At 36.3% G+C, this 11689-nt stretch carries 11 protein-coding genes and 1 pseudogene; all 12 read right to left on the bottom strand.

Features of this window, described 5'->3' with window-relative positions; translation table 11 throughout:
• Window positions 1–10: 10 nt before the first annotated feature.
• A pseudogene (gene dpaB, locus SJY24_RS11280) lies at window positions 11–436 on the bottom strand (dipicolinate synthase subunit B); the annotation flags it as partial.
• On the bottom strand, window positions 433–1335 hold the full coding sequence (dpaA, locus tag SJY24_RS11275; protein WP_377864658.1) for a dipicolinic acid synthetase subunit A: 903 nt from the start codon (window positions 1333–1335) through the stop codon (window positions 433–435). The pseudogene dpaB and the gene dpaA, both read right to left, overlap by 4 nt.
• A gap of 170 nt (window positions 1336–1505) precedes the next feature.
• Window positions 1506–1757 (bottom strand): YlmC/YmxH family sporulation protein, encoded by a 252-nt coding sequence (locus SJY24_RS11270; RefSeq protein ID WP_001239742.1) that lies wholly within the window; start codon window positions 1755–1757, stop codon window positions 1506–1508.
• A 133-nt stretch (window positions 1758–1890) separates the two neighbouring features.
• Window positions 1891–3132: a M16 family metallopeptidase gene (locus SJY24_RS11265; RefSeq protein ID WP_000593008.1), complete on the bottom strand. Its 1242-nt coding sequence runs from the start codon at window positions 3130–3132 to the stop codon at window positions 1891–1893.
• Window positions 3133–3218: 86 nt separating this feature from the next.
• Window positions 3219–4118, bottom strand: a complete 900-nt coding sequence (locus SJY24_RS11260) for a polysaccharide deacetylase family protein (protein WP_098765023.1) — start codon at window positions 4116–4118, stop codon at window positions 3219–3221.
• Between the two features lie 156 nt (window positions 4119–4274).
• Window positions 4275–6413, bottom strand: coding sequence for a polyribonucleotide nucleotidyltransferase (pnp, locus tag SJY24_RS11255; protein WP_377864657.1), 2139 nt, complete (start codon window positions 6411–6413; stop codon window positions 4275–4277).
• A 161-nt stretch (window positions 6414–6574) separates the two neighbouring features.
• The gene (rpsO, locus tag SJY24_RS11250) at window positions 6575–6844 is read right to left on the bottom strand and encodes a 30S ribosomal protein S15 (RefSeq protein ID WP_001229392.1); all 270 of its coding nucleotides are present in this window, start codon (window positions 6842–6844) and stop codon (window positions 6575–6577) included.
• Between the two features lie 100 nt (window positions 6845–6944).
• Window positions 6945–7916 carry a bifunctional riboflavin kinase/FAD synthetase gene (gene ribF, locus SJY24_RS11245; RefSeq protein WP_000766725.1) on the bottom strand — a complete coding sequence of 324 codons (972 nt, stop codon included), beginning with the start codon at window positions 7914–7916 and terminating at the stop codon, window positions 6945–6947.
• Between the two features lie 43 nt (window positions 7917–7959).
• On the bottom strand, window positions 7960–8883 hold the full coding sequence (gene truB / locus SJY24_RS11240) for a tRNA pseudouridine(55) synthase TruB (protein WP_377864656.1): 924 nt from the start codon (window positions 8881–8883) through the stop codon (window positions 7960–7962).
• Between the two features lie 86 nt (window positions 8884–8969).
• Window positions 8970–9326 (bottom strand): 30S ribosome-binding factor RbfA, encoded by a 357-nt coding sequence (gene rbfA / locus SJY24_RS11235; RefSeq protein WP_000776443.1) that lies wholly within the window; start codon window positions 9324–9326, stop codon window positions 8970–8972.
• Window positions 9327–9341: 15 nt separating this feature from the next.
• Complete coding sequence (locus tag SJY24_RS11230) at window positions 9342–9623, bottom strand: DUF503 domain-containing protein (RefSeq protein WP_000582364.1); 282 nt, start codon at window positions 9621–9623, stop codon at window positions 9342–9344.
• On the bottom strand, window positions 9620–11689 hold the full coding sequence (infB, locus tag SJY24_RS11225; RefSeq protein WP_000036350.1) for a translation initiation factor IF-2: 2070 nt from the start codon (window positions 11687–11689) through the stop codon (window positions 9620–9622). Before infB ends, SJY24_RS11230 begins: the two co-directional genes overlap by 4 nt.

Genomic DNA, 11689 nt, shown 5'->3' with positions numbered 1-11689 from the left:
TTGTTGGTGTAATTAGATTAACCCCGTTAAGCCCTAAAGCATCATTCGTCGAAACAGCTAACACAACAGGCTTTCCATTTCTTAGCGTCGCTTTTGCTGCCATTAGTACTGGAGAGTCTGTCATTGCATTTGCAAATTTACTCATAGAATTTCCTGTTAGTGGTGCAATCACCATGCAATCTAGTGGAATTTTAGGTCCTAGTGGTTCTGCGCCAACGATTGAATTAATTGCCTTAAAACCTGTTATTTCTTCAATCTTTTTAATCCACTCTTCTCCTTCTCCAAATCTAGTATTTGTTGATTGAACAGTGTAAGAAACAACGGGACGTACTTCTGCTCCCTCAGCAATTAATTTTTCTAAATGAGGCATCACTTCCTCATACGTACAATGTGAACCTGTAAAACCAAATCCTATTCTTTTCCCTTTTAAATTCATTCCCCATTCTCCTTTCTTGCTATTGCACCTTCTGCTAGTAACTGAGAAAGAACGTTCGCTAAAATTTGTCCGGCTGTTTTCGGAGCAACAATACCCGGCAAACCAGGTGCTAACAACGCCTTGACTCCTCTTTTTTCCGCATATCTAAAGTCGGTACCGCCTGGTTTCGAAGCTAAATCAATTACTAACGTATGAGCTGGCATTTTTGAAATAACATTCGCTGTCACAACGAGATGCGGAATTGTGTTAATCACAATATCGATATTTCCTACTTCTTTTTCTACGTCTTGCATATGAAAAGGAGAAAACATCATTTCTGTAATACGAGCAATATGTTCCGATCGTCTCGCTCCTACTTTGACATGTGCTCCTAATGATTGAAAGGCTCTTGCTACACTCATACCAGTTCTACCAAACCCTAAAACCATTACATTCGATCCATGGATTGTATAATCAGTATGTTGAATAACCATCATTAGTGTACCTTCTACAGTCGGAATAGAGTTATAAATTGCAACATCATCACGATCAAATAATTTTACAAGTTTTCGATTCGTAGCAGATACAAGATTCTCCAAATAAGGTGTTCCGATACCTGAATATATAGTAAAGTGTTCTGGTGTCTTTTCAATTTGCTCTTGCGTTATAGAAACTTTTTCATTTGAAAAAATAGTATCTACTTCTCCTTTGGCATTCGTCCCTGCAACTGGCAAAATAATGGCATCTAAAGCAGCGAAATTTAAATCTTGTATACTTTCTTTTGCTGCCCCAGTGAAGCCATGATCTAGCTGTTCAAACCCTATTAATGAAAGTTTCGCATCTAGTTCAACTAACTTGCGAATTACTTCTAGCTGCCGTGCATCTCCTCCTATGACAGCGATATGCATCTCAGTCAACATCCCCTAATTCACCTTCTTTTTCTTTCATTTATAAGAAAAATGCCTACTTTTTCTTTTTCCTCCACATCATATGTAATGTACGAGTTTGAGGTGATTGAAAAACAAAAAGCACACATGTTTTATCTGCTCTATATAAAAATAAGAAAAAAGACAACCAAAACGGTCATCTTTCATTCTGACTTTGTATGATTTGTAAAATCGCAAATTACCATATCGTGTCCCACTTTCTTAATTTGGTTCCATTCCACCCTCACTTCTTGTTGTTCCCTTTTAAAGCCTCCCCATTTCCCAAGCGGTATTATAAGAGCTTGTATTCGCCCGTCTCGCTCATTAATTTCTACATCTGCGTGACCTAAAACTCCCATTTTTTCCGCTCTTTCTAAATCCACAATCTCTTTACCACTTAATTCACTTAAACGCATGAAATCTCCCCCCTTATCTTTTTTATAAAAGCCTCCTATAATAAGTACCTATTCTGCATATATAAAAAAAATAACCGTACCTCATATAAATGAGATACGATTATTCTCGAAAAGGAATGAATCATAAAACCAACTAAAGTTTCATTCCTTTTGGTAATTTTCCATCTGGACTAATAAGTGCCGCAGAGAATTCATCTGTAAACATGTTACGAATTAATTCGTCTACATTTTGTTTTGTTACAGTATTTACACTTTCAATTATTTCATCAAGAGAACGATGTTTACGAAGAAGTAATTCGTTTTTACCGTTACGGCTCATACGACTATTCGTACTTTCTAAACTTAACATTAAGTTTCCTTTTAATTGCTCTTTACTATTAACAAGCTCTTTTTCTGTAATACCTGTATTTTTCAACGTATTTAACGTCTCTTGCATTGTTTCATACAGTGTATCTAATTGTTGGCTACCTGTTCCACCGTAAAGCGTTAACATCCCTGTATCTTCATAAGAAGAGTGATAAGAGAATACTGAGTACGCCAATCCACGTTGCTCACGTACTTCTTGGAATAAACGGCTACTCATACTACCGCCTAAAACATTATTTAATACAATTAAGTTATAAATATCTTCGTGTCCCATTTGCAAGCCTTTATATCCTAAGCATAAATGAGCTTGTTCTGTTTCCTTCTTACGTGATACTTTATTGAAATGGAAAATTGGGCTATGTACTTGTTCACGATTTGTTGTGCCTTCGTAATTACCGAAATATTGCTCTACAATTTGTAAAAATGATTCATCAATATTTCCTGCAATTGATACAACTACATTTTCAGGTGTGTAATGATCTTTTATATATTGACGTAACGTATCACCTGTAAATGTTTCAAGTGTTTCTTCTGTTCCTAAAATAGGATATCCAAGCGGATGCGTTTCATATGTTGCTTTCGTTAACATATCATGCACAATATCATCTGGCGCATCTTCGTACATTTTTATTTCTTCACATACAACATTCTTCTCTTTTTTCAGTTCTTCCTCATCAAATGTTGAATTAAAGAACATGTCTGCTAAAACATCTAACGCGTATTTAGCATGCTCATCTAACACCTTTGCATAGTAACATGTATATTCTTTTGAAGTAAAAGCATTTACTTGTCCGCCAATGCTATCAAATGATTCTGCAATTTCTCGCGCGCTACGTGTTTCTGTCCCTTTAAAGAACATGTGCTCTAAAAAGTGCGAAACCCCATTGTTTTTTTCATTTTCATTTCTTGAACCTGCATGGATCCATATACCAATCGCAACTGAGCGTACAGTTGGAATATTCTCCATAACAATTCTTACACCATTTTTACACGTATATTTTTTAATCAAAAACTTTCCTCCTAATGCCAGTTTCTCTAAATAATTGCTATTATTTAATGATAACAAGTTTAAGGATGAATGTCATGCAAATGTATTTAATCTACACGTTTTTCATCCAGTAATTCTGTTATATTCCCCACTTTATATCCTTGTTCCTTCAAATTTTTAATCATAGTTTCTAATGCTTCCGTTGTAGATGAAGTAGGATGCATCAGCACGATAGCACCTGGATGTATTTTTCGCATTACTCTTTGCAATAGTACGTCTGGTTCTGGTCGCTTCCAATCAATTGTATCTACCGTCCACATAATCGTACCCATTTGAAAATCATCTGCTATCTTTACTACCTCATCCCGAAAACTTCCACTCGGAGGAGCAAACCATCTCACCTTTTGATTCGTAGCTACTTCTATCATTTGATTCGTTTTTTGCAATTGCTCTCGTATTTCCTCCGAAGATAACGTTTTCATATTCGGGTGTGTGTAAGAATGATTTCCTACTTCTTGATTCGCATCTACAATCATTTTTGCAAACCTCAAATTTTCTTTCACCCAACGTCCTTCTAAAAAGAAAGTCGCCTTCACATCATGTTTTTTCAATATCTCTAATATACGAGGTAAATACTCATTGCCCCATGCCACATTAATTGTTAATCCCACCATTTTTTTATTTGGGTGCCCTCGATAAATGGGAGCTGGTGGTAAATCTTTTAGATGGACACTCGGTGATACTTCCTTGAATTTAAGTTGTTGTTGATCAAACTTCTTGAGTGTCTTCATATTATTGTAGGATGCTTCTACATCCACTTGTCTTCCATTATATCCTGGTGTCGCTTTCCAAATTTTATCAATCACCGCATTTTGTGGGACAACCTCATACTGTTTTGCATGTTTTTGAATTTCTTCATACAAACTATCTTGAGCAAAAACGGAATAAGAGCCTAAACCAACATATAAAGAAAATATTAATATGTATGCAAATATACGAACTTTCATATAAACCCTCCCATTAACTATATAAAAAGAAAACCATTTTCTTCTTATCTTTGTTAATTTGAGCGTTATGATGAAAACTATACCTATACTGACATAAAAATATATGCAAATCATGTTTTTTACATAACAAAAAAAGCCAGTTTAACTGGCTTTTACTTATTGCTGCTCTTGTTTATTTTCTTCTTTCGCAGCTTCTTTTTCTTGCTCTTCTTTTAGCAATACTTTTCTAGATAGGTTCACACGACCTTGCTTGTCAATCTCGATAACTTTAACTGTAATTACATCACCGATTTTCACAACGTCTTCTACTTTACCTACACGCTCAAGTGCCAGTTCAGAAATGTGGACTAATCCATCTTTACCGCTGAATAATTCAACGAAAGCACCGAATTTCTCAACACGTTTCACTTTTCCTTCGTAGATTTCACCTACTTGTACTTCACGAACGATATCTTCGATAATTTTCTTAGCTTTGTCATTCATTTCTTGATTTATTGAAGAAATAAATACTGTACCATCTTGCTCGATGTCAATTTTAACTCCAGTTTCTTCAATAATTTTATTAATTTGTTTACCGCTCGGTCCAATAACGTCACGGATTTTATCTGGGTTAATTGTCATTGTAATAATCTTTGGAGCATACGCAGATAACTCAGTACGAGGTTCCTCGATAACAGATAACATATGATTTAGAATGTGCACACGACCAATTTTCGCTTGTTGTAATGCCTCTTCTAAAATTTCACGAGATAGACCATCGATTTTAATGTCCATTTGCAGTGCAGTTACACCTTTTGCTGTACCTGCTACTTTAAAGTCCATATCACCTAAATGATCTTCCATACCTTGAATATCAGATAAAATTGTGTAATGCTCACCAGATTTAACTAGACCCATTGCAATACCTGCAACTGGAGCTTTCAGTGGAACACCCGCATCCATCATTGCTAAAGTACTACCACAAATACTTGCTTGTGAAGTAGAACCATTTGATTCTAAAACTTCAGATACAAGACGTACTGTATATGGGAAATCTTTTTCAGATGGAATTACAGGCTCAAGAGCACGTTCTCCTAGTGCACCGTGACCAATTTCACGACGACCTGGTCCACGCATCGGTCTTGTTTCACCAACACTAAATGATGGGAAATTGTAATGGTGCATAAAGCGTTTTGATTCTTCTACACCAAGACCATCTAAAATTTGTACATCGCCTAATGCACCTAACGTACAAATACTTAATGCTTGTGTTTGTCCACGTGTGAACAGACCAGAACCGTGTGTACGAGATAAAATGCCAACCTCTGATGCTAATGGACGGATTTCGTCACCTTTACGGCCATCTGGGCGGATTTTTTCAACTGTAATAAGACGACGTACTTCTTCTTTTACAATTTTATATAAAATCTCATTTACTTGTCCTAATGTGTCAGCGTCAGCTTCCTGAGCTTCGTAATGTTCAATTACACGCTTTTTCACTTCGTTAATTGCATCTTCACGTGCATGTTTCTCATGTACTTGAATTGCAGAATGCATATCCTTCTCAGACATTTCACGTACAGCTTGATTAAGATCAGCGTCAACTTCATACAGTTTTACTGCTAATTTCTCTTTACCTACAGCTTGTACAATCTCTTCTTGGAATGCAATTAGACGTTTAATTTCGTCATGACCAAACATAATTGCTTCTAACATTGTTTCTTCAGGTACTTGATCTGCTCCTGCTTCAACCATGTTAATTGCATCTTTCGTACCAGCTACAACTAGGTGAATATCACTTTGTTCTTGCTGTTCTACTGTTGGATTAATAACGAACTCGCCATTAATACGACCAACTGTTGCACCAGCGATTGGGCCTTCAAATGGAATATCTGAAATCGATAACGCTAATGAAGAACCAAACATAGCTGCCATTTCAGAAGAACAATCTTGATCAACACTCATTACAATGCTGACAACTTGTACTTCGTTACGGAAACCATCTGCGAAAAGTGGGCGAATTGGACGGTCGATTAAACGACTTGCCAAAATTGCTTTTTCACTTGGACGGCCTTCACGCTTAATAAAGCCGCCTGGAATTTTTCCGACTGCATATAAACGCTCTTCATAGTTTACTGTAAGTGGGAAGAAATCTACATTTTTTGGCTCTTTTGATGCAGTTGCTGTAGATAGAACTGCTGTGTCGCCATATCTTACTAATACTGCTCCGTTCGCTTGTTTTGCAAGCTGACTTGTTTCAATTGTTAGCTGACGACCAGCTAAATCTATCGAGAAGACTTGCTTTTCCTGACTCATTTAAGTACCCCTCTCAATTTAAAATATTCAATTCTTCTATGTAAATGGATAGTATATCACAATATTCTTTCCTCTAGTATTGCCGAAAATTTAATAAGCTATAAAGAGTAGAAGATATATTTTTACCTAACAAAAAAGCGGGAATATTCCCGCTTCTTTGACTATCGACGTAAGCCAAGCTTTGTGATTAATTCACGGTAACGTGTGATATCGCTATTACGAAGGTAAGTAAGTAAGTTACGACGTTTACCAACCATCTTTAATAGACCACGACGTGAATGATGATCCTTCTTGTGAGTACGTAAGTGCTCGTTTAGAGTGTTAATTTGCTCCGTTAGGACAGCAATTTGAACCTCTGGAGAACCAGTATCAGTCTCATGAGTTCTAAATTGTGCAATGATTTCATTTTTACGCTCTTGTGTTAAAGCCATCCTATTTCACCTCCTATTAATTAAACCCCCAATTACCTAGCAAGCGTCGGTGAGTCGCAATGCCAAGCAATGGTTGTCATAAAGTACATAACATAGAATACTACTTTTCATTTGAAAAAGCAAGTATATTCTTTGCGCTTGAAAAATATTCTTGGGCGATTTTCTTATCTTTCGCGATTTGTGCGACTAACTCATCAATACCATTAAACTTTTTTTCTTCTCTTATACGCATATGCCACTCCACCGTGACACTTTGATCGTATATATCTTTATTAAATTCAAATAGATGTACTTCAATAGATAATTGGCGCTCATTCTCTTTAAAAGTTGGTTTATATCCAATATTACATACGCCATCGTGCCATTCATCGTGAACTTTCAATCTCACTGCATATACACCTACAGGTGGGAGTAGATATTCATCACTTAAACCTACATTTGCAGTTGGAAAGCCAATTTGGCGTCCACGCTTATCACCGTGCACAACTGTTCCTTCTACCGTATAAGCTCTCCCTAAAATAGATGGAATCTGCTCCATTTCTCCATTTCGAATTAACTTTCGTAATGAAGTAGAACTTACTTTTTCTTCTTGATATTCAACTTTTTCGATCACGGTCTGTGTAAACTCCCCTCTTGCATGAAATGGTAAAGTCTCCATCTTCCCTTTCCCTAAACGTCCATATGAATAATCAAATCCTGCTACTACATGCTTTACGTTTAAATCAATAATATAATCATCTACAAATTGTTGTGGTAATAATCCTGCAAATGATTCATCAAATTTAATAACATATAATATATCGATTCCTAAACTTTCGACTATTTTTTCTTTATCACGCATTGGTGTAATATACTCCACATGCGCTTCCTTTTTTCCTAAAACAACAGATGGATGAGGATAAAATGTCATAACTGCACTTTTATATCCCCGTTCATCCGCTATTTGCTTCGCAGTTCGAATCACACATTGATGTCCTAAATGAATGCCATCAAAAAATCCTAATGCCATTACAGTAGGTGGTAATTCTAATTTATTTTGTTCATGTGGATGAGTTAAATGAATAAGTTTCACGCTTGAATTCACCTTTTTCTGTAATAATCCTTCCGATAATTCATTATAGCTTTAGTTCTTGATTATTCACAAGTACTTTCATTGGCTTTAGCATACCAGGGTGTTTTGGATGGTGCTCATAAATCGCTAAGCAGCAATCATTTTTATCAAATACTGTAATAAATGGTGCTGTTAATTCTAATTCATTCTTTAAGAACATACCATTTTTTATTTTTTCTGCTTGCTTTTCATCTACAACCATTTTTGGAAACTTACTTAACGCTTCATCAATTGAAATGAAGATAGACTCTACTGTTCCATTTTGCACGTTTTCTTCAATTTCTTCAAATGATATGCAATCTTCTAATAAAAATTCACCAGATGCTGTTCTTACAAGATAGGACATGTGTGATGGAAAACCAAGTTTTTCACCAATCATTACTGCTAGCGTTCTTACATATGTTCCTTTACTACACGTTACACGGAAACGGAATGAAATGTTTTCCCCTTCAAAAACTTCACGTTCATCAAGTAATACAAATTCGTGAATTGTAATTGTACGAACTGGACGTTCTACCTCTTGACCTGCTCTAGCATATTCGTATAGTTTTTTCCCATTTACTTTTACAGCTGAAAACATCGGTGGCATTTGTTCAATTGTTCCTGTTAACTTTGCAAGAACATTTTCTACTTCTTTTCGTGTAATAACACGATCCACATTTTTCGTTTCTACAACTTCACCCGAAGCGTCTTCAGTCGTCGTAGAAAATCCTAATGTTACTTCACCTTCATACGTTTTCGTCTCACTTGTTAAAAATTGTGCAATTTTCGTTGCTTTACCAACACAAATCGGTAATACGCCCGTTACATCTGGATCTAATGTTCCCGTATGACCAATTCGTTTCTCACGTAAAATCTTTCTTAATTTAAATACACAATCATGTGATGTCATGCCTTTTGGCTTATGTAATAATACTACACCTTCCATATATGTTCACCTCATCATAATTCTTTCATAATAAATATCCAAAACTTATTTTGCATTGAAAAAATGGATAGACATATGTCTATCCATTATTCTTCACGTTTACCTTCTTTATTAATTTCATGTAAAAGTGTATCAATTCGATGACCATATCCGATAGACTCATCAAATTCAAAAGAAATTTCCGGTGTTTTACGAAGACGAATACGTTGGCCAATTTCTGAACGAATGAAGCCTTTTGCCTTCGCTAAACCTTTTAATGTACTTTCTTTCTGTTCTTCATCACCTAAAACAGAAATATATACTGTAGCAATTTGTAAATCTCCACTCACTTGTACATCTGTTACTGTAACAAATCCGACACGTGGATCTTTAATTTTACGACTGATGATGTCGCCTAATTCTTTTTTCATTTGCTCGCCTACACGGTTTGCACGTAATTTCATAATTCTTCACCTCATTCAGTACCATTCCAATTGTGTTATCGTACGTTCAATTTCAGGAAATGAATCGATGTACTCGAGTACACGATTCATTTCTTTTTCACAGATAACACGATTTGAGGATACGGAAACAATTGCAATTTCTGTACGTTGCCATACATCTTGATGCCCTACTTCTGAAACAGCTACGTTATAACGCTGCTTCACACGAGTTAGCACCCTTTGCAAAATTGCTCGTTTCTCTTTTAAAGAATGCACATCGTAAATCATACACTCGAATGAGAGTGAAGCGATAATCATCGCTTCACTTCTTCCATAATGTACGCTTCAATGATGTCCCCTTCTTTAAGATCATTATATCTCTCAATTGTAATACCACACTCATAGTTTTGTGCAACTTCTTTTACGTCGTCTTTGAAACGTTTTAACGTATCAAGTTGTCCTTCGAAGACTACTACGCCATCACGGATAATACGAACGCCACTATCACGTGTAATTTTACCGTCGATTACGTAACAACCTGCGATTGTTCCAACTTTTGTTACTTTGAACGTTTGACGTACTTCCGCTTGACCGATTACTTTTTCTTCGAATTCTGGATCCAGCATACCTTGCATTGCTGATTCGATTTCTTCGATTACTTTATAGATAATACGGTGTAAACGAACATCAACGTTCTCTAATTCAGCTGTACGCTTCGCATTCACATCAGGGCGTACGTTAAATCCAATTATAATTGCATTAGATGCAGAAGCTAAAATAACATCAGATTCTGTAATCGCACCTACGCCTGTATGGATAATTTTCACTTTTACGCCTTCAACATCAATTTTACGAAGTGATGCTGCCATTGCTTCTACAGAACCTTGTACGTCTGCTTTCACAATTAAGTTAATTTCTTTTACATCGCCCTCTTGGATTTGTTGGAATAAATCTTCAAGGCTTAATTTAGATTTCTCACCACGTTGAGCAAGTAACGCTTCTTGTGCACGTGATTCACCGATTTGACGAGCTTTCTTCTCATCAGCGAATGCCATGAAACGATCTCCCGCTTGTGGTACTTCATTTAAACCTGTAATTTCAACAGGAGTTGATGGACCAGCAACTTTTACACGACGACCAATATCACTTACCATCGCACGAACACGACCGAATGATGTTCCAACAACAATTGGATCTCCAACTCGAAGTGTACCGTTTTGAACAAGTAATGTCGCGATAGTTCCTTTACCTTTATCAAGCTGCGCTTCAATTACAGTACCAGCTGCATAGCGATTTGGATTTGCTTTATATTCTTCTACTTCACTCACAAGAAGAATCATTTCTAGCAAGTTGTCAATTCCCTCGCCTTGAATTGCAGAAATTGGTACGAAAATTGTGTCTCCGCCCCAAGCTTCTGGAACTAATTCATATTCTGTTAATTCTTGCATTACACGATCAGGATTTGCCGCTGGTTTATCCATTTTATTCACAGCAACAATAATTGGTACTCCAGCTGCTTTCGCATGGCTAATTGCTTCAACTGTTTGTGGCATAACACCGTCATCAGCTGCAACAACAAGAATTGTAATATCTGTTACTTGTGCACCACGAGCACGCATTGTTGTAAATGCCGCGTGACCTGGTGTATCTAAGAACGTAATTTTCTTATCATTTACATCAACTTGGTATGCACCGATATGCTGAGTAATTCCACCAGCTTCGCCAGCAGTTACTTTTGAATTACGGATAGAGTCAAGCAGTGTTGTTTTACCATGGTCAACGTGTCCCATAATTGTAACAACAGCTGGACGTTCTTGTAAGTTTTCTTCATCATCTTGCTCATCGATGAATGTTTCAAATTCAGTTTCACTTACAACTACTTCTTCTTCTACTTCAATACCGTAATCAGTAGCAATTAACTCAATTGTATCTTTATCTAAGTCTTGGTTAATTGTCGCCATAATTCCTAGCATGAAGAGCTTTTTAATAATTTCAGATGGCTCTTTGCTTAACTTCTTAGCAAGGTCACCTACTGTAAGGCTTCCAGAGAAAGTGATTTTATCTGGTGTTTCTACTATTTGTGTTTGTTGTCTTCCAGCAAAGTTATCTTGACGTTTGTCTTCATTTCCTTTGCCTTTTTTCTTCTTCTTATTATTACTGTTCTTTTTACTGCGAACAACTTTCTCTTCTACTTCAAACTCATCTGCAACAGAAGGTTTTTCTGCTCCAGTGTTATATTGATTATCTAATTTGTTTACTACTTCATCTTCTAACATTGTCATATGATTCGAAACCTCGATATTCATCTCTTTTAGTTTTGTCATAAGATCTTTACTTGAGATATTATTTTTTTTTGCATATTCATGTACTCGAATTTTACTCAT

This window comes from Bacillus sp. R86525, assembly GCF_042466195.1.
GTDB lineage: Bacteria > Bacillota > Bacilli > Bacillales > Bacillaceae_G > Bacillus_A > Bacillus_A nitratireducens.
The sequence above is the reverse complement of the archived record's forward strand: the minus strand, read 5'-3'. Positions and strand labels throughout refer to the sequence as shown.